Here is a 22,565-nt window from a genome sequence, read left to right as displayed (position 1 = left end):
CGCCCAAGGCCTGCGCCGGGTTGACGGTCACCAGGCCCACAACTGGCACACGCGCCATGCAGCCCTCCAGAGAGTGCAGCACCCAAGGGCTATCCCTGCTGGTGTTGTGTCGACAGTCAGGTATCTGCGGGGCCAGGGTCCTGCGGATCTTGGCTTGCTGGAGGTTCTTCGCCTTGGGCGGCCTGGGCGAGCGCGATGCGTTGCCAGGCCTCTTCCCATTCCTTCAGCTCGTCGGGCTGGGCGCCGCTGCCGGTGATGAACGCCAAGGCCAGCTTCAGTTTGGGCAGGGTGGTGCGGGTTCTCAGGCCGGCGAAGGTGGTGTGGGCGTACTGGTCGACGGCCGCCGCCATCTGGCGGAACGAGCGCTCGCCCTTGAAGAGGCGGTACTGGAACATCGCCGCGATGAACTGCTCTGGCGTCTGCGCGTTGCGGGGATCAGGGCGCAGCGTGCGGCCGTCGCCGCCCTCACCATCGTGTTGGCGGGTGACACCAACCGTGGCGTCGACCAGATCCCGTGCGTCGCCGCCGGTGTGGCCAGGTGGGGCTTCGCGCGGGACTGCTGCCAGGGGCGGCTCATCTGGGGCGTGGGAGACGCGGTGCTCGGGGTAGTCACGACGGGGAAACTCGGCGAACAGGTCTTTGGCCAGTTCGACCGCGACGGGGTGAGCGCCAACCTCCAGCAGCAGGGCTTCCAGCACGTCCCAGCGGAACCCGAACTCCACGTCTCCGCTCAGGAACCTCTGGACCTTGGCGACGCTGAGGTTGCGGCGGCCGGCCAGTTCGATGACCTGGTGCTGTTCGAGGCCGCCGCCCTCCAGCAACACGATCAGGATGAGCAGTTTGAGCTTGTCTCTCTCCTGGCCGGAACCGTAGGCCCCGTCAAGAAGGTGCTCCAGATTTGCTCTGGTGGGGGCTGAGCGGCTCTTGCGCTGCCAGAACCGCAGCCGCTGCCAGAACCGCGGCATGAAGTTTGACTTCTTGGCTCCCATGGCCGGCCCGATTCAGCTGACGGGAGTGGCGGGCTGGGGCGCCCATGGATGCCCCGGACAGGTCAGCGGGAGCGCCGGTGGCCGCTGAGCGGCGGACTGGATTTGGAACAGGTAAGCAGAGTGGACGTCACTGGCCATCGGCCTTCTCTTCCGGGAAGGGGGTCTTGAGTCTCGACCGGGCGGATATGGGTTGATCAATGTGTCACCGCCCCGGATTGGCGGTCCTCGGGCGGCTAACACGAATGATGACCTATGTGATCCCCGAACGTGAGGAGATTTCAGCAGACTCATCGGCGCATGGCAAAGAGGACAAATACTGAGCGGTATCAAATCGCCTCAAACCGCCTCTAACCTGTCCTGTTGTCGGCCGTGCCGATGCTGTTCACCCTCCGGGTCGGGCGTCCAGTTCCGTTCAGCCCTGTTAGGTGGGAATTTCAAGTAATAATCAGACCGGGAGGAGCATGTGTCAGGTGACACATTTCGCAGCTTCTCCCTGGAAGGGCGGTCCTTCGACCGGGCGGCCCGACTGCGGCGGCGGCCCCCCTCGGCGCAACGAACCTGTTGGCGGCAGGGCGGCGAGGGCCCGCCGCCTCAGCCCACCCGGTCGTCACCGACTCACTTTCCGCAACAGTGGCGCTGCCGTACACAAACTCGGACAATCCGGTCAGTGGCGGCCGGGCCGCTGCCGAATGCCTGGTGCGAAGTGTTCATCTTCGTTCAGATGACCATTCTCTTTGTCCGAGTTTGGAGTATCCGGCCCGGTGGCCGTCTCGGTCCCTCAATGCTTTCTGGCGTAGGTGCTCACCAGCCGCACTAGCTCGTCCAAGCCAGAAAGACATTTGCCCGTCATGGCGATCACTCCTGCATACTCCGCGCCCGCGATCAATGGGCACACGATGTGGTGCGTGCCGCGAGGCGGGACTGCTCCCTGGCAGAAAACCGCGGGCGGACCCGAGCCCCTGATGTCTGGCCCGCAGTCCACCGACGAGGTGATGCTCGGGGTGGTCCTGACAGCCACGTGGAAGCTGATCACCGGCCGTCGGCTGAGTGACGGTCTGCTCCTGCACGAGCTGTCCTGCGACCAACTCGTGGACTTCTGGGCCGACGACCACGTCGAACCCATCACCAAGACAGGTAGTGCGCCATGTCCCCGACACCCCCCGCCCCCAACTGGTCCGCCCCCATCTGGTCCGCCTCCGGCGTCCTGCAACATGGGATGCTCGCCGTCGATATCGTCGGGTTCGGCCGCCATGACCCGGCGCTCCACACCTACCTGCGCGACGCGCTCTACCGGATCGTCACCAACTCTCTTGCCCAGATCGGCGTTCCTCTGCAGAGCTGCCACCGCGAGGACCGAGGCGACGCAGTCCTGGTGATCACACCCGCAAGCGTCAGTGTCGAACCTCTGCTGGGGCACTGGATCCACCAGCTGCGCGCAGCACTGCGTCACTACAACCAGATCTCAGCAGCCACCGCGCAACTGCGCCTGCGCGTCGGCATCCACGCCGGCTTCGTCAAAGCCGACCACTACGGCGTCGCCGGCCGCGCCATCTTGCACCTGTGCCGGCTCCTGGACGCCCCTGCGTTCAAGACCGCCCTCGAAACCAGCCAGAGCGACGTGGGCCTGATCACCTCTGATTACCTGTACCAGGAAGTCGTCCGCGACGGCCCCGGCCTAATCGACCCGGCCACCTTCACCCCCATCAGCGTGAACGCCAAAGAAACCCGCGGCCGAGCATGGATCTACCTGCCCCCACCCCCCGCTGGCATCCCCCAGCCACCAGCCACCCCCTCCACCATCTGCGCGCCCTCCCAAACCCGCACGGCACGCGGCCCACGCAGCCATGGCCTGCACAGAGGCCCAGGACACCGGCACTAGAGCCCCTGCTCCGGCGACGCGCCGACGTCATCGTCGCTAAAAACAGCTGGCCCAGCTGCCTACCGGGCCTGATTACCCCCTGTTTCGCGCGATTCGAGGTGCCGTCAACCGATGTGCCATGAGCGCGCCAGTGCGCGCCTCGTCGGGAACCAGTGGCCGGGGACGGCACGTCCTACCGTGGACGCATTCCGCCTGAAGGGAGCCGACCGTGCCGAACGGGAACCGGGACCGCGCCGCCGCGGCGCTGCTCGCAGTGTGGGTCGCGGTGCTGTCCACCCTGGCTGGCTACGCCGAGACCGCAGAACAGCGGCTCGCCGCGCTCGCTGTGGGCTCCCTCTCGGCCGGTGCCGGAGCCCTGGCCGCTTCAAAAAAAGCGCCCAAAGTCCGACCTAGCACGACACCTAATCTTTTGTCCCGTTTGGTGCTGCACGGGCTAGCGCCCGGAACGCTCGGGCGCAGCTCCGCTTGACGCAACGTTTCTTCGTGACCACGCCCAGGCGGTTCGCGGCGGGCACCGAAACCGGTGCCCAGCCTCGGCCGCTAACCGTCATTCGACGGGCTGACCAGCGGGCCGCCCGTAGCTGGCCACTATCGCGTTCCACCAGTCGACCGGCTGCGTCTCGCACGCCGCGGCTGCCAGGTTCTTGCCCGTGCTGGTCTGCACGGCCGCCACCATCGTGGCGATCCATGGCTGGGCGTCCAGTTCGCCGATCGCGTCGTACTCGCGAGCTTGCAGGAGGCATTCCAGCGCGTCAGCGTCCCTGGCGCACATCGCCTCCGGGGACTCTCCATCCCCGATCTCGGCGATCAGCCACCGCAGCCGGTCCCGCAACGCGACGGGCAGCCCCGAGGCCTGATGAGCGATCACGGCCTCGGCCAGCTGCAACTTCTCGGTGCTGGGCACGTAGGTCAGCCGCGCCTCGGGTAGGTAGCGGAACAGGCACAGGACTGCTGTCCGCTCCGGGTCGGCGCCCTCTAGGACGGCCACGGCGTACCCGATCACGGCCGCGCGGAACGAGTGCTCGGCGACGCTCTCGGCCTCGGCGACGCCAGCGATCTGCCAGCCCTGCCGCACGGCCCGCTTGAGGTAACCGCTCTCGAACAGAAACAACACCAGGTTGCTCAGACCCGGATCACCCGCCACAGGTCCTCCCTCAGCCCGCCAGCCCTCTACGACACAGGCTTTCCCGCATGAGACGGCTGCCACCCGTGCCCGGTCGGCACCTGCTGGAGGCTGCTCTGGGTCGCCCGGGGGCGGAGGGGCAGTATCTCGGCATCGCCGATCGGGAATCCGTCGCCTCCACGCCGCCACGTAGCGGGTGACGAAACCCTGATACCAAGGCAATGCAATCTCGCACTGACTAGCTGGCCCTCAATGGCCTGGACGGCCTCCCGGGTGAGCCGTTGTCATTCGCCGTCGGCTCAGACGCTGACGAAGGCAGATCGCGCCGTCAGATCGACCTTGGCAGGGCGCTGGAACAGCGCTCCGGATCTGCGGTGGGCAAGGGAGACAGTTCGGACGTGGGTCCACTCTGCCCGGCGGTACCAGTCGTGGAGTTGGCGGTTGGTGCGCCACACGTCGAGCCGTGCCCAGACAGCGTCTTGGCTGGCCGCCAGGTCGACGGTCCAGCGCAGCAACAGTTCGCCGAGGCCTTGACCTGCGGGGAGCCGGGTGGTGGCGAGTTTGGACACGTACAGGGACGGTTCGGCGAGTTCTTCCGGAGTCCAGAAATCGGTGTCCCCTGTTGTGGAGACAGCGACGGTCGCCAGTGCAGCGCCGCTGTTACCTCGAACGATGTAGACCTCGCCACGTTCGATCATTGGGGTGATCCGCTCGGGGCCGAACCCGTCCGGCCATTGGTCGAGACCTCGGCTGTGCAGCCATGATGCGGCCTGGTTCAGCAGGCCTAGGACGTCGCCGAGGTCGCCGGCTGTGGCGAGGCGGATGGTTCTCACGTGGGCAACCCAGGCCATGACCGTCCATCACCTCGGACGGTGCGCTACACGGGCGCGCTCGCAGACGGCCAGGACCTCCTGGACCAGGGCGGACGGGGAGTCCAGGTGGATGTGGTGGCCGGATGTGTCAATCACTCGGTGCGTGCTGCCGTCGGCCAGGGCTGCTAGTTCGGTCTGAAGCTCTAGCCACGTTCCGTGCGTGCGGCGTTTGAGTTCGGCGTAGTTGGCGGCGATGTGCGGATCGTCAGGGCCTGCGGTCAGCACCGTCATAGGCAGGCTGCCAAGGTGCGCGCGGCGGGCGTAGGCCTCGGCGAACCCGCGGTGCAGGGCGAGCATCTCGCGGATGCGGGCCCGCCGCTGGCGGGAGGTGCGGTCCATTGCCAGACCGGCGTCGGCCAATTCGGCTGGGTATCCGCGATCTGGACGCGGTTTAGGTCTCAACCCGAGGTTGGCCAAGGCGCGGCGGGCACCGAGCCACTCAAGGCGCCGGCGTGCGGCCCGCCGCGCGAACTGCCAGCGGTCCTGGTAGCCGGGAAGCCGGTCCCACATCTGCTCATGGCTGGAGTCGACCAACACCAGACCACAGACACGGTCGCGGTAGCGGGTGACCATGTCGCGAGCGATGATCCCCCCGACGCTGTGGCCGACTAGCACGAACGGGCCGGGGAGGTCGGCTGCCGCCAGGAGCTCGGCAAGCTCATCGGCAAGGCGACAGACCGAGCGAGGGCCTCGAGGAAGGTCCGACCAGCCCAGCCCACCGCGGTCGTACACACAGGCCCGCACATGTGGGCTGAGGGCCCTCTGGATTGCGACCCATTCCAGACCGGACGTGCCCAGCGCGGGGATACACACCACTGTCGGGCCGCCCTCACCCTCGGCCCACAAGTGCAGGCGGTGGCCACCGACGTTGACAAGCCGGCCCGGGGCCGGGAACCGGCGCCGATCAGCGCGCTCGCCCAGAGCCTGGTAGGAGGCACTGAGCGCAGCGGCCCCCGCAACCGCCGCGGCAGTCGCGAGCGTAAGTCGTCCAACGACCGAACCCATGGGCTCCATCCGTCCTCTCAGCTCGTTGAGGGCGCCGGTGTGTGAGGCAGCGGGCTGCAGCCGCATCATGCCTGCTCTTCACCGGCTCTGCCGCCGGGTTCTTCCCTCACACTCGGATGTCCAGGACGAGCGTGGTGATGTTGTCCGGCCCGCCATGCTCCAGCGCGAGCGTGACCAGCTGCTCGGCCGCTTCCTCTGGATCCTTGACCTCGGCTAGGACGTCTCGGATCAGGTCGGCGGATACGGGCCCGGTAAGCCCGTCTGTGCACAGCAGGAACCGATCTGCGGGGCGGAGTTCCATGCGGGTGATGTCGGCTGACCGTCCGTTGCTGTGAGCGTCCAGGTACCGCGTCAATCGTTCGCTGAGAGACGGAACGCTGGCCGCGTCGGCTACCAGGTTCCCGTAGATGTGGTCTTCGGTGATCTGGGCCATCTGCCCGTCCCGCAGCAGGTAGCCGCGTGAGTCGCCGACGTTGACCAGGACGCCGTCCATCCCGGACCGCCAGAGCGCTACCAGCGTGGTCCCCATGCTCACCAGGCCAGGCTCGGTCTCAACCCGGGCCCGCAGCGCCGCCCCGGCCGCGGCGACCGCGTCACCCGCGACGTCGGCCAGCTCGCCCGCGGGGACCTCCCGGTCATAGGTGCGCACGACCTGCATCACGGTGTTGCTGGCCACGTCGCCGGCGACGTGGCCGCCCATGCCGTCGGCGACCGCAAACAGCGACCTGCCCGCGTACACCGCGTCCTCGTTGCGCTTGCGAACATGCCCGATGTGCGTGCGGGCGGCCGCCGCGGTGGTGATGGTCACGGGTTATTCACCTGCTTCCTGGGCGTGATCTTCCGGCTTGTGGTCGACGTTGGGCCAGGGGTCCTTGGCCGAGTCGTCGCGATGCAGGACGTGGACGGTTTCGACGCGGTCGGAGGCCACGACGTAGACCGTCACCTCGATCGGCTTGTCGTCAGCTCCAGAAACGCCTCGCCGCACGATCTCCAGGACCGGCAGGTTGGTCGGGATTTCCAGCAGGGCCGCCTCCTCCTTGGTGGGATTGCGGGCGCGGTGGATCTCCACCCAGCTGATCGGCCAGTGCCCCGCTTGCTCCAGGCGGTACAGCCAGTCACCCGGCCCGGGAGCCTGCCCGGTGACCTCGGGGACCGCCTCAACCCCCCGTGGGTGAATCCATGAGGTCGCGATCTGGAACGGTGGCTCGGACTCGGGGCCGGTGACCCGGAACCGGCGCATCACCTCCGAGCCGACCGGGACGCCCAGCAGGCCGGCGATGCGCGGATCGGTCAGCGGTGCGGGGCCCGCGACCGGTGGCACGTGGTGCGGCCAGTTCTCCCGCGCCGACGCCGAGGGGAAGGAGTAGCCGGGGCTGTCGGTGGAGGTGTTGCGCTTCACCAGGTCCCCGCGCGGTCGTCGCGGCCGGATCGTGCCGTGGCGGACGATGATCCCTCGGCCCTGAACAGCCCAGACGTACCCCTCGGCCTCCAAGGCTGAGATGGCGCGGCCGATGGTGTCCCGGTTCGCGCCGTACTCGGCCGCGAAGTCGTCCAGCCGCGGCAGCTTGGCGCCCGGCTCCCACTCGCCGGCTTCTATCCGGGACCGGATCTTCCCGGCGATGTCCAGGTAGCGCGAGTGCACAGGCAAGTGTCGCCCCTCTCTAGGGCAATTGTCCCAAGACAATCTTGACAGGACCGGATGGCCCTAGCCACTATCGTCCCAAGACAAATTGTCCCAAGACAATCGTGGAATGATCGGTTGCGCTCGTGGGTGACTCGAAGGGCTGCAAACGGCCTTGCTGTCCGTTTTGGGTTGTCCCTGTTATGGCCGCTTCACGGCGGCAGGCCCCGGCGCGTGTGCGCTGGGGCCTGCTGTGCTTTGAGAGGTCAGGCGACGAGACGGTTGGTGTAGCCGCAGGTGACGAGGCGTTCGTAGGCCTGGCGTACGTCGTCTGGCATGGGCTGGGAGATGGCGAAGCCGCGCTCGGCGTAGATCCAGATGCGCTGGGTGTCGCCAACGAGCATGTTCACCACGCGGTCGACGTCGCCGATGGAGGTGACGTAGTCGTCGATGGCCACGGGCATGGAACCGCAGATCACCTCGACCTCGGGCCAGATCTTGCGGCATGTGGCGTAGGCCCGGCGTTGCTGGTACGGCCTGCTGATCAGCATGACCGAGCGGGGTATGACCTCGCGCTCGGCCAGCAGGTCCCTGGTGAAGGTCAGGTTCTCGGCGGTGTTGGTCGCCCTCGGCTCGATGAGGATGGCGTCTTCGCGGACGCCGAGGGATCGGGCGTGCTCGCGGTAGTGCACGGCCTCGCCGCCGGGGAAGCGAGCCGTGGTGGTGGGGGCGTTGGCGCCGGTGAACACGATCAGCGGAGCGACAGCGTCGCGCCAGAGCTGGGCGGCGTAGGTGGCCACGCTCAGGTCGTGGGAGCCCAGTCCGATGATGACGTCCACGGGCCGGATCTGGTGGCCCATCTGGTGATAGGCCCACAGGGCCGCCACGTCGGCGCGAATGTCAGCGGGCAGGACCGCAGGCACTGTCGCTCTGGAGCCCTCCGTGTCGGCCTGGCTGCGGTGGTGGACCTGGGCGGCGGTGGCCGCAGCCGCGAGCGGCGCTGGCAGACCAGGCAGGGAGGCGATCTCGCCGAAGACTGCGGCCATCTCAAGGTGCGCGGAACGGACCCGCTGGGCCAGCTCGGTGAGGCCGTCGTCCATGCGGGGGCGGCGTTGGTTGGTCAACGCGTGCCGCAGTTCGAGGTCTGCAGCCGCCCATCGGTCGGCGAGGTCGCTGGGGATGTGCATGGTCGCCTCTCAGTCCGGGATGGGTGTGGTGTAGGTCCAGCGAAACCGCGGTCCGACGTACAGGCCGCGGGCGTATTCAACGACATAGGTGCCGTGCCGGGCCCGGCGGGTGAAGTCCACGACCGGGATCGAACCAGGCAGTTCCAGCAGCTCGCGTTCGGCTGGCGAGGGCATGCGAGGCCAGAGTTCCTCCGTCACCTCGGTCGGCCCGATGCCTTTTTGATCCAGTACGGAGTAGCCGCCGCCGGATCCCGCGGTTCCAGTGGTGCTGGTTTCGATCTCAGTGCCCTCCACGTCGCTGATCCGGTACCAGCTGGTCAGCCAGGTGGTGGGGCGCCCGTCGGCGTCACGGACCAGCCGCGCCCGTTCGATCACCTCGGCGCCGGCCTCAAGCCCGAGCGCATCGGCGATCTCGGCTGTGGCAGCCGTACGCCGGACCGTGGGGGTCTGATCGGTCCGCCGCCAGGTTTCGCCGCTGGCCTCACGATCGGCAGCGAAGGCAGGGACACCACGGGCGCGCAGGGACCGGGAGTACCGCTCAGCGCCCAGCCAGCGCATCGGGGCCTGGTAGGTCACCACCGTGCCGGCTCGCCGCTTCACCTCCACCAGACCTTCGTCGGCGAGCTGCTTGTAGGCATCCAGCACGGTCTTGCGATCGGCGTCGAATTCCTGCGCGGCATCGACCGCTCGGGGCAGCGGCTCCCCCACCGCGTACTGACCCGCCCAGATGGCTTGCCGGTAGTGCGCCGCGAGCTCTTCGGCAGTGATCCGCAACCGCGCCTCCTTCAGATCTTGCCCTCATTCTATGGTCCGTTCAACGGACCTATTGACTCGGCAGTTCGTCTGGCTCCACAATCGCCAATAAGTCCGTTGAACGGATCTATTGAGGGTCAGGTGGCGCTCGTGGGTGCTGATGTCCGTTTCTGGCTCTCAAACGTGCGGTCCCGGCGGGTGCCACCGCCGGGACCGCTGGGTCGCACCACACCCGATTCAAGGAGGACACGACCCGTGAACATGATTCATGAGCTGCGGCATGAAAACGACCCGCTGCTCTTCCCCAAGGAGATCGCGGCTCTCTTCCGCGTCGACCCCAAGACGGTCGTCCGCTGGATGAGGAAGGGCAAGCTCCCGGCCGTCCGCACGCCAGGTGGCCACCTTCGCTGCCGCGAATCCGCCGTCCACGCCCTGCTGCGCGAAGACTCCCAGGCCGAGGGGGTGTCGGCATGAGCTACACCACCAACGTCTTGGTCTTGGAGGGCCGCCTGGAGCGTGAGCGTCGGGCGGAGGACATCCGGCGCGCTCACGAGCAACTGTGCGAGCGGGCCACCGTCCAGCACACCCGGGCGCTGGCTGAGCTGGCCGCGCAGCGGCTTCAGGCCGAGCTGGCGCGCCGGGCGGTTGACGAGATCGCCGCCCGTGTCGGTGACGCCGGCCTGGGCGAGCTGCTGACCGCGATCGGCGAGCTGACGGCGACGGTGCGCCGCGCCATCAGCGAGGCTCCCCCGACGTTCTCCGAGGGGGTGTCGGCATGACGTCGACGTACTTGGAGAACCTCGCCCCGGAGCACGCGCAGGGCTCGGCTGTTGAGCGGGCGCGTGCGGCACTGGCGGCCGCGCAAGCGGCGTCCACCGACCTGGTGTCGTCCTACAACGGGACCGCCACCACCGAATACGGCCTGCCGTTGCAGGCGCTCCGGGACGCGCAGGTCGCGTCCGGGCAGGCCACCCTCGCGGTCGCCGAAGCCATCGCGGAACTGACGTCAACGCTGCGCACCCAGGTGTGCGCGGAATTGATCGACCTGCGCACCGAGGTGTGCGGAGAGCTCAGCGAGCTGTACACCGAGGTCAGCGAGACCCGCGCGGCCGTCGACGTCCTGACCGACGCCACGGCCGAGTCGGTCGTGGCCGAGCTGCGTGACATCGCCGGTGCCCTGTGCTCGCTGGCCGACCGGGCTGACCGGCCCCGCTGGTGGCAGTGGCGTCGACGCCGCGCGTTCCGGCGCGTGGTGGATGAGGTCTGGGCCGCCGAGACCGGTGAGGAGGTGTCGGCGTCATGACCCGCAAAGCCAAGAACCCCCAGCAGGATGTCGTCGCCGACGTGCAGTCCCAGAGCGGGCAGGCCGAAGCGCTGGCCCAGATCGCCGGGCAGCACCGGCTGAGTGACCCGCGCACGAACCCGGCGACGCGGCGCCACGCCGACAAGCTGCGCGATGAGCAGCAGCGCCGGGCCCTGGACGCCGAGCACGCCCGCATGCTGCGGCGGCACCGGGTGACCGACCAGCGGGCCGCCGACGCCGAACGCGCGTTGGAGGCCGTCCAGGCCGCCCGTGAGGCGGCCAGCCCGGCCCGGTCGGTGCTGGCGCTGCACACCGGCAGCCGCTGGTACGGGCGGCTGTCGCTGGCCGCGTCGCTGGTGTTGGCGGCCGGCAGCGCGATGGGCGTGGAGGACACCGCGCAAGCGCTCAACGCGCCTGTTGGGTCGGGGTGGATCGCCGAGGTGGGGCTGACCGGCCTGGCCACGGCGGCGATCAGCTACCGCGCGCACCTGGCCCGGCACCGCGGCCCGCTGGAGTCCGGCAGCTGGCAGTCCAAGACCCTGTGGGCGCTGATGACGGTTCCGCTGCTGGTCAGCGTCGCCTGCAACCTGGGCACGCTGAACCTGATCGGCGCGGCCTGCGCGATCGGCGCGACCGCGTTCGCGTTGCTGTCGTGCGTGGTCGCCGACCGGTCGGCGGCGGCGATGCAGGCCCGCGCCGCCGAGGTCACCGACACCGACGCCGCCGACCTGCACGCCACCGCGATGGGCGATGACCTGTTCACCCCCGTCCCGGTCCTGGCCGACCCCGAGCCACACGAAGACGACGAGGACCAGGACGACGAGGACCAGTGGCCGACGGCCGCCCAGCACACCGCGCAGGACCCGGACGCGCCCGAGACCAGCACGGACAACGGGCCCGAGGCCAGCCAGGAGACGGCCGATCGTGAGATCGCCGCGTTCGTCGAGGCGGTCAAGAACGCCGCCCGCGAGGCGGTGGTGGAGGTGCTGTCCCCCCGCCCGGCCCAGCGCGACGACACCACCGGCAATACCGCCGAGGCCGACGACGACGCTGAGGAGATTGCGGCAGAGGTCGCCGCCGAGGTGACCGAGGGCTTGGAGCAGCTGGCCGCGTTCCTGGACCGGCCCGATGACGACCCGCCGAGTGGACCCGACCCCGACCGCCCGCCGGCGGCCGACGACGGCGGCCAGGGCGCCGCGCTGGTTCCCTCAGCTGAGCAGGGCATCCCGGGGCGCGCATCGTCGGCGCCGCAGGGTCACATCGAGGATCACATCGAGACTGAGCAGCACCCGGGCCGCTCTGCCGAGGAACCGGCGCCAGAGGGGTCAGCTCGGGTGGCGGCGGCTGCGCAGGCCCGCCGGGACGCCGGGGCATGGCGGCGCTACGAGGTGGCGGTGGTGCTGAACAGGCTGCCGCACACCACCAACGGCGCGCTCGCCCAGACGCTGGGCGTCAGCGTGCCGACCATCAAGCGGCACCGTCGCGTCCTGCGCGAGGCCGGCTGGGACCAGATGACCCACCAGGAGCGCCAGGCGCTGATGGCCGAGCTGCGCACGCAGGCCGAACGCGCGTCGCGCGGTCAGGCAGGAGGCGCGGCATGAGCCAGCTCATCGGGATCAAGAGGCTGCAGGACCTGCAGTCCGTGCAATCGGTGCAGGCCCGGCAGTCCGTGCAGGTCAGGCGGGCTGTTCGGTCGGCTGGTAGGCCGACCGAGCTGGACCTGCGCCGCCGGTTGCGAGAGGCGCGCCAGGAGCTGCGGGCGCGCCGTGAGCAGGAAGAGGCCGTGCGCGAGAACGCCGAGGCGCTGTCGCGTGAGCTGGAGGTTTCCCGCGCGCTGTACGTCGAGTTGCACGTCGCCTACGTCGAGCTGCTCACGCACGCCCGGGCGGCGGCTGCGGCGGCCGCGCGCGGCGAGGTCGCGCCGACCGCCTACATCGCCGGTCACCTGGAGGAAATCGGCCTGCAGCCGGCGCCGGGCGCCGTCGCGGACGCGGTGGTGGCCGAGGGCCTGACCGTGGCCGCCCGGCTGAGCGGGGTGATCGCATGACCACCCGCACCGCTGTGACGACCGAGGTCATCACCACCACGACCAGCGGAAACGGTATCCACGGGGTCGCCGGCTGGATTCAGGTCACCTGTGTGGCCGGGGCGTGGCTGATGCTGGCCGCCGCGCTGGCCCTCACGCTGGCCGCGGCGGCCGGCTACGTCCTGGCGGTGTTCGACGCCCCGGCCGCGTGGCGTCAATCGCTGTGGTCGGGGGCTAGGACCCGGCGCCGGTGGGCCCGCGAGCTGTTCGGCGCGGCCGCCCTGCTGAGCCTGTTGGCGCTGGTAGCGGGGGTGTTCGCATGACCGCCGTGCAGCACTTGGACACTCCGCAGCACTACGAGGCCGCCTTCCCCGGCGACCCGCGCATGGTCGCCCAGGCCCGGCGCTGGACGCGCGAGGCGCTGGCGGGCGCGGGCGTACCCGATGAGCTGGTGTGCGACGCGCTGACCTGCGTGTCTGAGCTGGCCACCAACGCCACACGCCACACCGCCTCGGGCGAGCCGGGCGGCAAGTACCGCGTTGTGGTGGAGGTCGCCGGCGGGCGGGTGCACGTCGAGGTCGTCGACCAAGGCGGCGCCGGCACCCCGGAGGTCCTGCTGGGCGGCGGCGAAAGTGGCCGTGGCCTGTGGATCTGCGCCCGTTTGGGCGTCGTGCGGTACTCCCCCATCCCGTCCGGCGGCCACAAGGTGGCGGTCGACCTGACCCACCCCGCCGACGGCACCCACGACACCGCAGGGCTGCCCGAGCCCGGCCCCGACCGGGCCCCCGACTCTTCTCTCTCCCCTGGCCTTTAAGGAGGTCACACGCATGTTGAGCACGATGATCAGTCAGCGGCGCGATCGCGCCGCCTCCCGCCGTGGCTACCACCAGGCCGCGGCTCGGTTGGACGAGTCGCTCGGCGCCCTGTTCGAGGTCGCTGAGCGGGACCAGCGCGCCGGGCTGCTGGAGGCCGCCGCCGCGGCGACCGACACCCTGGCAGCCCTGCACACCCCCGCCTGGGGCGCCGAGCCGGACGCCGCTGGGCGGCCGCGCGAGGCGTCGCTGCGCGACCGGGCTGACCTGCTGCGTCAGGTCGCCGCGACCGAACGCGGCGTCCTGGTTGGCGTCCTGCTGGCCGAGGACGTCGAGGACAACGCCGAGGTCTACGCCGAGCTGCGGGTGTGGGCTGAGCTCGCCGATGCCGCCATGCCGGGCCGCCGCGCTGACCTGCTGGGCGAGCTGGCCGGCCTGTCCGCCCGCCGGGTCGGCGCCGACGCCGCCCAGGTGCTGCGCGTGCTGGCCGACTGCGAGGCGCACCTGGCCGCCCGGGCCGTCGGCGGCTGCGCGCGGCCGCACCCGGCTGACGAATCGCCGCGGTTGCTGGTGGCGGCGGCGCTGGCGCTGACCGGCGCCATCGCTGTGGCGCCAAGCCTGACCTGGTGGGACAGGACCGGGCTGGGCGCCGTCGTGGCGGCCGCCTTCTGGGGCGCGGTGTGGCTGATCGACCGCCGCCGTGGGGCCGCCGGGTGACGGCCGGTCCGAGCGCACCCGCCCGTGCGGGTGCGCTTCACCGGCCGCCGACGCGAGCGGCTGAACTGCACTAACACCCCTGATGAACGGCTGTGACGAGTGAGGGAGATCCAGATGACGACGCCGTACGACGACGGTCCGCAGTGGGCCGGGGAGATGCTGGACCGGCCGGAGATGGTGGACGCCTTCGCCCGCCAGTTCCGCCAGTCCCTGGCCTACTACGTGGAGTACTTCGCCCGGATCCGCAGGGACGCCGAGGCCATGTGGGACGCCAACCCGGTAGAGGGCTTCAACACCTTCGAGGCCTGGTGGCGGGCCCGGTGGGTCAAAGCGCCGTGGGCTGACATCCAGGAGCACCTGGAGGCCGCGGTCGCGGACACCTTCAAGCTGGAGGCCCGCTACCGCAAGGGCCGCCACGAGCTGCCCGAACGCAAGCAGGCGTCCCGGCAGGCCAAGGCCCTGCCGCAGGGCGGCGGCCGGGGCCCGGCGCTGGGCTCGGGCCAGTTCGGCTACCGCACGCCTGAGCAGCAGGCACGCCAGGCCCACCCCGGCAGCGGCCCTGCCCCTGACCAGGGCGCCGATGAGGGCGGCGGGTTCCTGGACATGATCCGGGGGCGGTCGGCGTGACGACCCCGACCAGGAGGCTCAGGAAGGCGGCCCGAGCAAAGGATTCGGCGAAGCGGCGGCGCGCCAACCTCGCCGCGACCTGGCAGCGACGCTACGAGCAGGCCCAGGGTGATCACGGCGCGCTGGCGGCGGTGGCGTTCGACCGGGCGCGGGCCGCCGCGGCCAGCGCCGAACGCGCCGGGATCAGCGCCCAGGCGCTCTACGAGCTGGCGCAGATGTGCCACCAGTTCGCCGAGCGGCTGGAGGAGGCCGAAGCCCGGATCGGTCGCTCTGCGTGATGTGCATGTTCATGTTCATGTCCCCGTACCCGAGCCCCCGCGCGGGCCCCAACGTGCGCGCGCGACGCGCGCGCGCGAGGGTGCCCGATCCAGTCACCCAGAGTCAACCCCTAGCGGACAGGAGCCGAGCCCGTGAGTGACCGCGACGACCGGAACCAGGACGGCCAGGACGGCGCCGAGGTCCTGCCGTTCCCCAGGGCACCACTGCCGCCGCCCGCCGCCGGCAGCGGCTCCTCCAGTGCCCCCTCCGGCGACTCTTCCGCCGAGGACGGCACCGGCCGGGACGACCGCACCGAGGGCGGCGCCGAGGATGGCGCCGGGGGTGCTGGCCGGGTGCCGGAGATGCCCGCCGCTGAGATGCCGGCGCCGCCGATCCTGCCGTCATTCGAGGTCCCTGCGGGTGAGGACGACAGCGACGGCGCCTACACCGGCCCCTACCCCGATGACCCGGGCCAGCCCGGTGTCCGGTACGCCCTGGCCACCGGGATGGCCCTGACCACCGCCCTGGGCGTCGCCGCCGCGCAAGGCCTGTGGCACCGGTCCAGGCACCGCCGGGCGCTGGCCGATGAGGCTCGCGCCCGCGCCGACAAGGCCCGCGGCAAGGCGGCCGGGGCGACCACGACCAAGACGACCACGACCAAGACCGCCGGCGGCGGCAAGTCCGGCGGATCCAGCGGCGGTTCTGGCCGCCGTGGCGGAGGCGGCTCACTGCTGGGCGGCGGCGGATCCGGCCGCAAGGGCACCGGCTCAAAAGGCACCGGGGCCAAGGGCACAGGGTCCAAAGGCGCCGGCGCTGGCAGTGGGTTCAGGGGCGGCGGCACTGGCACCAAAGCCGCTGGCACCAAGAGCGCCGGTACCAAGGGCGCTGGCACCAAGGGCACTGGTGCCAAAGCCGCTGGCACCAAGGGCATCGGCGCAAAGGGCGCCTCGGGGGCCAGGGGGGCGGCCGGAACCGGCGCCAAGAGCAGCTCGGGTACCAAGGGCGCCGGTACCAAGGGCGCCGGTACCAAGGGCGCCGGTACCAAGGGCGCCGGTACCAAGGGCGCTGGGTCCAAGGGCGCCGCGGGCGCTAAGGGGGCCTCGGGCGCCAAGGGCGCAGGCAAGGGTGCCAAGGGCAGCTCGGGCACCATGGGCGCCGCTCGGCCGACCGTAGGACGCAGAGCACGGTCGGCAGCGGGGAAGGCCGCTGCGGGATCCGCGCGCCGGGCCGGTCGGTCGGTCGGCCGGTCGGTTCAGGATTGGGCGCGGTCGTGGGATGACGCCGCGGCGATGGGCGCCGGGGCGGTAAGGAATCGCAGGGACAAGAAGCGGGCCGCCACAGGGCCCGATTCAGATGGTGCAACGGCGCCCGGCTCGTCCAGGCGCCGCTGGCGGTGGCGGTGGACGCCACCCGCTCCGGACAAGCCCGACGGTGCGGACAAGCCCGACGGTGCGGACGCCCCGCCCCCGCCTCCTCCCCCTCCTCCTCCTCCCCCGCCGCCCCCGCCGCCGGGGTGGACTCCGCCGGGTTGGCGGATGCGTCCGCCGCCGGGCGCGCATCAGCCGCCGCCGAGCTTCGAGGCGACGCCGGGCCCAGAGGACACCTGGACCGGTCCCACCACTGTTCCCCGTCCGCCTGCCGAGCCCGGGCCGGGCCGTGCTGGGCGGCGGGCTGTGGGCGGTCAGCCGCCCGCGCTCCCGGCGCCGCCGCGGCGACAGGCCCGGCCGATGCTCCCCGCCCCCCTGCGGCCCCCGACGGCCCCTGTCCCGGGCGTTCGCCCGGCAGCGGGCCCCTCAGCACCGGCCGCGCCCGCCGCGCCGGCGGCACCTGCGCCCCGCCCGATTCCGAGTGCTCCTCCGGCAGCAGGCCCCTCAGCGCCCGCCGCCCCGGCGGCGCCTGCCACTCCGGCAGCGCCCGCCGCGCCGGCGACGCCTGCGACTCCGGCGGCACCTGCTACTCGGGTGGCGCCCGCCGTTCCGGCACCGGCCGCCCGCCCCGAACCCCGTCCCGTACCTGCGCTTCCGCGGGTGCCCGGTCCACGACCGGGGCCGGCGGTACTGGTCCGGCCACGACCCGAAAGGCCCGTCATGACTTCAGCGAGGAACGTCCCCGTCGGTGACATCCAGTACCGCGATGCGGAGCTGACGATCTTCGATGTGATCGAGGCGGACGGCGATATGGCCGTTCAGATCCTGGAGGGCGTTTACGCCGCTCAGCGGACCGCCGATGGCTGCGATGTGCTGGTCACCAGGCTGGAGGCGGTCGGCGCGAAGATCGTCGAGCTGAAGGTGCCGGGCAGCTTGGCCGCGTGGATGTTCCGGCTGATTGAGAAGGCGATGACGGTCAAGGCCAAGGCCGAGGCGCTGGCCGCGCAGTTGCCCGCCGCGTCCGAGGCGATCGGCACCGCGGGCGCCAACGCCGAGGCGCGCCACAGGGGCCTGGCCGACGCCGTCCGCGACGCGGGCCACGTGCGCCCCGCCGAACGCGACTACCACGTCTAGCCCTCACCCCAAGCCACCCGATCCAAGGGAGAGAACACCATGTCAGGCAGAGACATCAGGGTCTACGCGGTAGACCAGATCCCCGTTGACGGGGAGACCGGCGGGTTCCTGGCCAAGGCTGGCGAGGTCATCAGCGAGGCCGTCAAGTACGCCGTCGTCGTCGGCCAGCTGACCCTGGCCGGGGCCAAGCTGGCGATGCTGTCGGACACCGTCCGGTCCACCTACCGCTACATCGAGCGGTGCTCGCGGGGAGTCGACCGCCTCGCTGAGCAGATGGCGCACCTGAAGGTCGACGTCGACACCGTCGCCGAGCATCACGACGCCGCGGCGGTCATGCGGGGCTGCCTGGCCGATGCCGAAGCGATGGCCAACACGATCGATGAGATGTCGATCGACTTCGGGCAGGCCGCCGCGGACCACCAGGCCGAGTACGGGTCGGTCGCCGAGGCCGCCGACAACATGCCCGTCCAGATGGCCGAAGCCGAGTTCTACAGCAACCGCTAACCAACCGGTAACACCGCTGACCACTCTTCCTCTGGAGGCGATCACGATGGCCACCACCCAATCCCGCGCCCAGACCGCCGGGGCTGGCCAGGGCGGCGCCGGGGGCAACGCCCAGGGGCAGGCCGGTGCGCAGGTCCGTACGATCACGGTGCAGCTCTCCCCGGGGCATCAGGCCGCGTGGGACCGGGGCCGCCGCCGTGTCGACGCGGTGCGCAGCCGCACCGGCCGCGTGGCGACGGCGGCCGGGACGGTAGCCGCCGCGATCGTGTTGATCGAGCCGACCAAGCCGGTCCTGCTGACCTGCCTGGCGTCGGCGACCACCGTGGTGACGTTCGGGGTGTGCACGCTGCGGGCCCAGATGCCGCATCGCGGGCAGCAGAAGGCGGCCGCGACCCTGCTGTACACGATGCCGGGCCTCCTGCTGGGCGGTGTGCTGGTCACCGAGTGGGCGACCGCCGGGTGGACCGGGGCCCTGGGGTACGGGCTGCGGATCCTGGCGATCGGGCTGTGGGCGGCGGGCACCTGGTTCCTGCGCCCGGGCCATGTCGCCCGCCGCATGGCCGTGCCGCCGCCGCCCCCGGCGCCGGCGGCGGAGGTCGACCCCTACCGCGACGCGCACCCGGCCGCGCGCTGGTGGGCCGCCAACGTCGCCGTCGCCAAGGGTGAGGCCAAGCCCGTCGCGCCCGGCACCGCGCTGGAGGACATCGCGCGGACCGGCAGCCAGGGCATGACCGCGATCATCCGCGCCACCACCCCTGGCCAGCCGGTCCCTGACATCTCCATCCGGCGCCTGTCGGCGCTGATGGACGTGCCGGAGAACCTGATCAAGATCGGGCCGGTGCCCGGGCGCGGCGCGGGCGTGCGGCGCCTGCAGGTCGGCGCCCCCGATGAGGTGGCCACCGACCCCGCGAGGTTCTGGGAGGAGAAGGTCGCGCCCAGGGCGATGCCCGGCGCGAGGCTGGTCGAAATCCGCGTCGGCAAGCTCGGCGGTCCCCCGCCTGCGTCGCCGCGCCTCCCGGTCGACACCTACGTGCCTGACGCCTTCACACCCGACCCCGGACAGGACCATCCCGAGCGTCCCTCCGGCCCCGTCGACCTGGCCGACCTGATCGACCTGAGCAAGGGAGAGGACGAGGAATGACCGCACTGCTCACCGGCCCCGGCGAGATCACTGAACTCCACATGGAGGCCGACCCAGGCCAGGTCATCACCTACGACATGGACCGGCTCCTGTCGGCCCTGGACATCACCGACCCGACCCGGGTGAGCGTCGAGGTCCTCGGCCGCCGCGCGATCATCACGGTCTACCCGGAAAACCCGGTCGCCGACGTCCGTGTGGTCACCCGCGAGGACCTGATCATGGACCGCAACGGCCGGATCGTGGTCGGCCGCTACCACCACGGCCGCCCGGTCAAAAGGCGCCTGTTCGACCCCAGCACCGGCTCGGCGCAGCGGTTCTGCCTGTTCGGCACCACCGGCGCCGGCAAGTCCAGGGCGCTGCAGATCGAGCTGATCGCCGAGAAGGTCAACGGGATCGTGTCCTTCGTCTGCGACCTGAAGAACGGGCAGTCCGTGCCCGAGGCGCGGGGCAACGTCGATTGGTTCGGCGACTCCCAGGCCGAGGCCATCCTCATGCTGCTGGTGGCCGTGGCCGTGGCCAACGAGCGGATGGTCCGCTACAGCGCGATGGGCCGGACCGCGTTCGTACTCGGCGACCCCGACCCGCTGCTGCACGTCCGGATCGAGGAAGCCAACCGGCTACTGGAGAAGGGCGCCCCGTACCGGGAGATAGCCGCCTACCTGGTCAAGGAACTGGGCCGGACCGGCCGGTCCGTCGGCGTCGGCGTCGGCCTGTCCGCCCAAGCGTCGCACCTGGAAGAACTCGGCGGCTCCGACACGCTCAGAGCCATGATCAAGGAAGGCGAAGTCACCCTGCTGCGCTGGAGCAGCAGCATGATGCGCCAACTGGTCGCCGACGGCCTGCTGCCCAGCGGCGAACAGCTCATGCCCATTCCCCCAAGCCTGCGCGAACGCAAGCTGGTCTCCCAGTTCGACGCCCACGACGGCGACGACGAGGACGGCCCCGGCACTGAGGGCATGGCGTATGTGCTGTCCAGCGCCCACCCGACCTCCCTGATGCGCCACCACCGCATCGGCTCCATCAAGCCGCTGCGCGGCCTGGACCCCGAGATCCTCGCGCTGTATGGCCCCGAGGAGCCCGCCCGCCTGGAAGTGGCATCGCGGCATGTCGGCGGCATGGCCTACGAACTGCGCGATGACCGCGACGCCATCAGGGCCCTGTGCGCTCAGGTCCCCACCGATCAAGAGCGTGCCCAGGCTGCCCGCGACGGCGAATCGACCGACCCCTCCGGCGGCGCGGTCCCTGGATGGTCGACCGGCGGCGGCGCGGTCAACGTGCCCGCCCCCGACACCGAACCGGCCGTGCCCAAGACGCTGGAGGACCGCATCCAGGCTGTGCTGGAGGCAGCCGACCATCTGCTGACCGCTGAGGAGATCCTGTCCGCCGTCAACGCCGCCGGCGCCACGGTGAAGCTCGGCAGCGTCCGCAACGCGCTGAGCGGCATGGTCGACGACGGCGACGCCGAACGGCCCGGCCGCGGCCGCTACGCCGCCCCCGGCCGCACCTTCGACACCACCGCCTCCCCCGCCGACGGCGCCCAGGAGGAAGCCCCCGCCGCCGACGGCCAGGACGAGGCCGCCGACACCGTCCCCGGCGGCAGCAACGTCGACGGCAGCGCTGGCGGCGCTCGAGGCGGCAACGCCACTGACCCGCCTCCCAGCCGTCCGCGCGGCCACAAGAAGAAGACCACGAACCGATCCCACGTCCACAACCCCGACCAAGGAGACACAGACCGTTGAACACCACCCCCACACCCACACCCACACCCGCCCCCGCTGCGGTCGGGCTCGCCGAGCTCGGCGAGCTGGCCGTCGCTCTCGTCGAGCGGTTCCGCGCGCACTTCCCGGTCGAGACCGAGCGCGAGCGCCAGGTCCTGGCACTGGCCGAGGAAGCCGGCGAGTTGGTTGGCGCGTACCGGCGCGCCGCCGGCATGGCCCGCCGCTCCGGCCCCTGGTCCGAGGTGGAGGCCGAGCTCGCCGACGTCGTCATCACCGCTTACGTCACCGGCCGCGTCCTGGACGTCGACCTGGACGCCCAGGACGACCCCACCAGCGTCAAGGCGGTCCCCACCGGTAGCCAGGCCGTCCTGCAGCTGTTTGCCGTGACCGGCTGGTTCGTCGACACCTACACCGCCGGCCGCCAGTCCCTGATGGCCGCCGTGCTCGCCGAGGTCGTCACCGCGGCCCGCCACACCGCCACCGTCCTGGACATCGACCTGGACGCCGCCATCGCGGCCAAGACCGCCGTCATGTTCAGCCGCGGTTGGCGCGACGCCCCCAGCCCCAGCGCCCCTGCGGCGGCGGCCACCTCCGCTCCCAAAGGCCGGCCAGCGGCGGCTGCCGGGGAGGAGTGGCCGAGGTGAGCACTCTGCCCGGAACCGAGACCGCCCCCTCCGAATCGTCGGCCACGACGGTCACCGCTGCGCTGCTGGCCGCGGTGCGCGGTCACTACCAGGTGTGCCGCGACGCTGCCACCAGCCCGGATCTGCTGGTTGAGCAGGTCGCCGCGCCGGGCAGTGAACGCCGCTGCGATCTGCTGCGCATCGGGGTCTGGCCCTCGCGCGGCCAGCACATCGACGTGCACGAGATCAAGGCATCCCGCAGCGACTGGCGGCGCGAGCTGAACGACCCGGGCAAGGCCGACGCCTGGTGGCCCTACTGCCACCGGTTCTGGATCGTCGCGCCGCTCGGCTTGATCCGCGTCGACGAACTGCCGGACGGGTGGGGGCTGATGGCCCCGCCCGCTCGCGGCCGCCGCAAATGCCGGATCATCCACCCCGCGAACGTCAAGGAACCCAAGCTGTCCCCGCAGCTGCTGGTGGAGATCGCCCGCCGCATTGACAACCGGTGGACCACCGAGCTGGACAAGCAGAACCAGCGGCACGCCCGTGCCCTGCGCGAGGCGGTGGACCGCGATCGCGCTGCCCGCGCTGAGCAGGGCCTCACCCCCGAGATCCAACATCGCCTGGCCCTGCTGGACCGGCTCGAACAGGCACTCGGCCTGACCCTGCACGAGTACGCCTTCGGCGGCCGCGCGCTGGCCACCGCCACCCCTGAGCAGGCGGCCGCCGCACTGGCGGACTACACCGCCGAGCACCTGGCGCTGCAGCGCCGCGCCAACGAACTGAACACCGCCGCCAAGCAGCTGCTGCGTGCCGCCACCCACGCCGCCGAGGCCGCCAGTCGTGGCAGCGAGTTGGCCACTCACCAGGTCACCGCCCCCTCACACTGACCCGGCCACCCGGGCC

25 protein-coding genes are annotated in these 22,565 nt (G+C 71.1%); 17 read left to right on the top strand and 8 right to left on the bottom strand.

The features are described 5' to 3' along the window. Positions 1-116: 116 nt before the first annotated feature. Positions 117-965 carry a hypothetical protein gene (locus tag ACH34W_RS50730; RefSeq protein WP_395968478.1) on the bottom strand — a complete coding sequence of 283 codons (849 nt, stop codon included), beginning with the start codon at positions 963-965 and terminating at the stop codon, positions 117-119. A gap of 1,168 nt (positions 966-2,133) precedes the next feature. Here ACH34W_RS50730 and ACH34W_RS50725 point away from each other — a divergent pair. Beyond that, a complete protein-coding gene (locus ACH34W_RS50725; protein ID WP_395968477.1) occupies positions 2,134-2,868 on the top strand; it encodes a hypothetical protein in 735 nt (244 codons plus the stop codon). Between the two features lie 547 nt (positions 2,869-3,415). Here ACH34W_RS50725 and ACH34W_RS50720 read toward each other — a convergent pair. The 7 genes from ACH34W_RS50720 to ACH34W_RS50690 form a co-directional block, all read right to left on the bottom strand. Beyond that, complete coding sequence (locus ACH34W_RS50720; protein ID WP_395968476.1) at positions 3,416-4,012, bottom strand: HD family hydrolase; 597 nt, start codon at positions 4,010-4,012, stop codon at positions 3,416-3,418. A 278-nt stretch (positions 4,013-4,290) separates the two neighbouring features. Further along, the gene (locus ACH34W_RS50715) at positions 4,291-4,824 is read right to left on the bottom strand and encodes a GNAT family N-acetyltransferase (RefSeq protein WP_395968475.1); all 534 of its coding nucleotides are present in this window, start codon (positions 4,822-4,824) and stop codon (positions 4,291-4,293) included. Positions 4,825-4,851: 27 nt separating this feature from the next. Continuing rightward, the gene (locus ACH34W_RS50710; RefSeq protein WP_395968474.1) at positions 4,852-5,868 is read right to left on the bottom strand and encodes an alpha/beta fold hydrolase; all 1,017 of its coding nucleotides are present in this window, start codon (positions 5,866-5,868) and stop codon (positions 4,852-4,854) included. 106 nt (positions 5,869-5,974) lie between these two features. Next, positions 5,975-6,676 carry a PP2C family protein-serine/threonine phosphatase gene (locus ACH34W_RS50705; protein ID WP_395968473.1) on the bottom strand — a complete coding sequence of 234 codons (702 nt, stop codon included), beginning with the start codon at positions 6,674-6,676 and terminating at the stop codon, positions 5,975-5,977. A 3-nt stretch (positions 6,677-6,679) separates the two neighbouring features. Beyond that, positions 6,680-7,510, bottom strand: a complete 831-nt coding sequence (locus tag ACH34W_RS50700; protein ID WP_395968493.1) for a GntR family transcriptional regulator — start codon at positions 7,508-7,510, stop codon at positions 6,680-6,682. 245 nt (positions 7,511-7,755) lie between these two features. After that, complete coding sequence (locus tag ACH34W_RS50695) at positions 7,756-8,676, bottom strand: YdcF family protein (protein WP_395968472.1); 921 nt, start codon at positions 8,674-8,676, stop codon at positions 7,756-7,758. 9 nt (positions 8,677-8,685) lie between these two features. Continuing rightward, entirely contained in the window at positions 8,686-9,450 is a 765-nt protein-coding gene (locus ACH34W_RS50690; protein ID WP_395968471.1) for a GntR family transcriptional regulator, read from the bottom strand. Positions 9,451-9,690: 240 nt separating this feature from the next. On the opposite strand from ACH34W_RS50690, the gene ACH34W_RS50685 reads away from it, so the two are divergent. The 16 genes from ACH34W_RS50685 to ACH34W_RS50610 all read left to right on the top strand — a co-directional run bounded on the left by ACH34W_RS50685 (position 9,691) and on the right by ACH34W_RS50610 (position 22,549). Then, positions 9,691-9,903: a BldC family transcriptional regulator gene (locus ACH34W_RS50685; protein ID WP_395968492.1), complete on the top strand. Its 213-nt coding sequence runs from the start codon at positions 9,691-9,693 to the stop codon at positions 9,901-9,903. Next, on the top strand, positions 9,900-10,208 hold the full coding sequence (locus tag ACH34W_RS50680; protein ID WP_395968470.1) for a hypothetical protein: 309 nt from the start codon (positions 9,900-9,902) through the stop codon (positions 10,206-10,208). The genes ACH34W_RS50685 and ACH34W_RS50680 overlap by 4 nt, the downstream gene beginning before the upstream one ends. Continuing rightward, complete coding sequence (locus tag ACH34W_RS50675; RefSeq protein WP_395968469.1) at positions 10,205-10,732, top strand: hypothetical protein; 528 nt, start codon at positions 10,205-10,207, stop codon at positions 10,730-10,732. The genes ACH34W_RS50680 and ACH34W_RS50675 overlap by 4 nt, the downstream gene beginning before the upstream one ends. Further along, a complete protein-coding gene (locus ACH34W_RS50670; protein ID WP_395968468.1) occupies positions 10,729-12,333 on the top strand; it encodes a winged helix-turn-helix domain-containing protein in 1,605 nt (534 codons plus the stop codon). Before ACH34W_RS50675 ends, ACH34W_RS50670 begins: the two co-directional genes overlap by 4 nt. Then, entirely contained in the window at positions 12,330-12,779 is a 450-nt protein-coding gene (locus ACH34W_RS50665; RefSeq protein WP_395968467.1) for a hypothetical protein, read from the top strand. The genes ACH34W_RS50670 and ACH34W_RS50665 overlap by 4 nt, the downstream gene beginning before the upstream one ends. After that, positions 12,776-13,081, top strand: coding sequence for a hypothetical protein (locus ACH34W_RS50660; RefSeq protein WP_395968466.1), 306 nt, complete (start codon positions 12,776-12,778; stop codon positions 13,079-13,081). The genes ACH34W_RS50665 and ACH34W_RS50660 overlap by 4 nt, the downstream gene beginning before the upstream one ends. Beyond that, positions 13,078-13,572 carry an ATP-binding protein gene (locus ACH34W_RS50655; protein WP_395968465.1) on the top strand — a complete coding sequence of 165 codons (495 nt, stop codon included), beginning with the start codon at positions 13,078-13,080 and terminating at the stop codon, positions 13,570-13,572. The genes ACH34W_RS50660 and ACH34W_RS50655 overlap by 4 nt, the downstream gene beginning before the upstream one ends. Before the next feature lie 13 nt (positions 13,573-13,585). Then, positions 13,586-14,287 (top strand): hypothetical protein, encoded by a 702-nt coding sequence (locus tag ACH34W_RS50650; protein ID WP_395968464.1) that lies wholly within the window; start codon positions 13,586-13,588, stop codon positions 14,285-14,287. Positions 14,288-14,401: 114 nt separating this feature from the next. Then, the gene (locus tag ACH34W_RS50645) at positions 14,402-14,914 is read left to right on the top strand and encodes a hypothetical protein (RefSeq protein WP_395968463.1); all 513 of its coding nucleotides are present in this window, start codon (positions 14,402-14,404) and stop codon (positions 14,912-14,914) included. Further along, positions 14,911-15,192: a hypothetical protein gene (locus ACH34W_RS50640; protein ID WP_395968462.1), complete on the top strand. Its 282-nt coding sequence runs from the start codon at positions 14,911-14,913 to the stop codon at positions 15,190-15,192. Before ACH34W_RS50645 ends, ACH34W_RS50640 begins: the two co-directional genes overlap by 4 nt. 132 nt (positions 15,193-15,324) lie before the next feature. Continuing rightward, positions 15,325-17,673 carry a hypothetical protein gene (locus ACH34W_RS50635; RefSeq protein ID WP_395968461.1) on the top strand — a complete coding sequence of 783 codons (2,349 nt, stop codon included), beginning with the start codon at positions 15,325-15,327 and terminating at the stop codon, positions 17,671-17,673. 39 nt (positions 17,674-17,712) lie between these two features. Then, positions 17,713-18,177 carry a hypothetical protein gene (locus ACH34W_RS50630; RefSeq protein ID WP_395968460.1) on the top strand — a complete coding sequence of 155 codons (465 nt, stop codon included), beginning with the start codon at positions 17,713-17,715 and terminating at the stop codon, positions 18,175-18,177. Between the two features lie 46 nt (positions 18,178-18,223). Continuing rightward, the gene (locus ACH34W_RS50625; protein WP_395968459.1) at positions 18,224-19,318 is read left to right on the top strand and encodes a hypothetical protein; all 1,095 of its coding nucleotides are present in this window, start codon (positions 18,224-18,226) and stop codon (positions 19,316-19,318) included. Beyond that, positions 19,315-21,057: a hypothetical protein gene (locus ACH34W_RS50620; protein WP_395968458.1), complete on the top strand. Its 1,743-nt coding sequence runs from the start codon at positions 19,315-19,317 to the stop codon at positions 21,055-21,057. The genes ACH34W_RS50625 and ACH34W_RS50620 overlap by 4 nt, the downstream gene beginning before the upstream one ends. Further along, positions 21,054-21,680 (top strand): hypothetical protein, encoded by a 627-nt coding sequence (locus tag ACH34W_RS50615; protein ID WP_395968457.1) that lies wholly within the window; start codon positions 21,054-21,056, stop codon positions 21,678-21,680. Before ACH34W_RS50620 ends, ACH34W_RS50615 begins: the two co-directional genes overlap by 4 nt. Then, positions 21,677-22,549 (top strand): hypothetical protein, encoded by an 873-nt coding sequence (locus tag ACH34W_RS50610; protein ID WP_395968456.1) that lies wholly within the window; start codon positions 21,677-21,679, stop codon positions 22,547-22,549. Before ACH34W_RS50615 ends, ACH34W_RS50610 begins: the two co-directional genes overlap by 4 nt. The last annotated feature ends 16 nt before the right edge of the window (positions 22,550-22,565 follow it).

It is taken from the genome of Actinomadura sp. 6N118, from assembly GCF_044326415.1.
Lineage (GTDB): Bacteria > Actinomycetota > Actinomycetes > Streptosporangiales > Streptosporangiaceae > Spirillospora.
This window is presented reverse-complemented; position numbering and strand designations above follow the sequence as displayed.

Excerpts from the sequence above, each read along its gene's own strand:
- ACH34W_RS50730 (WP_395968478.1), bottom strand. The coding sequence starts at position 965 with ATGCCGCGGTTCTGGCAGCGGCTGCGGTTCTGGCAGCGCAAGAGCCGC.
- ACH34W_RS50725 (WP_395968477.1), top strand. The coding sequence starts at position 2,134 with ATGTCCCCGACACCCCCCGCCCCCAACTGGTCCGCCCCCATCTGGTCC.
- ACH34W_RS50710 (WP_395968474.1), bottom strand. The coding sequence starts at position 5,868 with ATGGGTTCGGTCGTTGGACGACTTACGCTCGCGACTGCCGCGGCGGTT.
- ACH34W_RS50695 (WP_395968472.1), bottom strand. The coding sequence starts at position 8,676 with ATGCACATCCCCAGCGACCTCGCCGACCGATGGGCGGCTGCAGACCTC.
- ACH34W_RS50685 (WP_395968492.1), top strand. The coding sequence starts at position 9,691 with ATGATTCATGAGCTGCGGCATGAAAACGACCCGCTGCTCTTCCCCAAG.
- ACH34W_RS50680 (WP_395968470.1), top strand. The coding sequence starts at position 9,900 with ATGAGCTACACCACCAACGTCTTGGTCTTGGAGGGCCGCCTGGAGCGT.
- ACH34W_RS50675 (WP_395968469.1), top strand. The coding sequence starts at position 10,205 with ATGACGTCGACGTACTTGGAGAACCTCGCCCCGGAGCACGCGCAGGGC.
- ACH34W_RS50670 (WP_395968468.1), top strand. The coding sequence starts at position 10,729 with ATGACCCGCAAAGCCAAGAACCCCCAGCAGGATGTCGTCGCCGACGTG.
- ACH34W_RS50665 (WP_395968467.1), top strand. The coding sequence starts at position 12,330 with ATGAGCCAGCTCATCGGGATCAAGAGGCTGCAGGACCTGCAGTCCGTG.
- ACH34W_RS50660 (WP_395968466.1), top strand. The coding sequence starts at position 12,776 with ATGACCACCCGCACCGCTGTGACGACCGAGGTCATCACCACCACGACC.
- ACH34W_RS50655 (WP_395968465.1), top strand. The coding sequence starts at position 13,078 with ATGACCGCCGTGCAGCACTTGGACACTCCGCAGCACTACGAGGCCGCC.
- ACH34W_RS50650 (WP_395968464.1), top strand. The coding sequence starts at position 13,586 with ATGTTGAGCACGATGATCAGTCAGCGGCGCGATCGCGCCGCCTCCCGC.
- ACH34W_RS50645 (WP_395968463.1), top strand. The coding sequence starts at position 14,402 with ATGACGACGCCGTACGACGACGGTCCGCAGTGGGCCGGGGAGATGCTG.
- ACH34W_RS50630 (WP_395968460.1), top strand. The coding sequence starts at position 17,713 with ATGTCAGGCAGAGACATCAGGGTCTACGCGGTAGACCAGATCCCCGTT.
- ACH34W_RS50625 (WP_395968459.1), top strand. The coding sequence starts at position 18,224 with ATGGCCACCACCCAATCCCGCGCCCAGACCGCCGGGGCTGGCCAGGGC.
- ACH34W_RS50620 (WP_395968458.1), top strand. The coding sequence starts at position 19,315 with ATGACCGCACTGCTCACCGGCCCCGGCGAGATCACTGAACTCCACATG.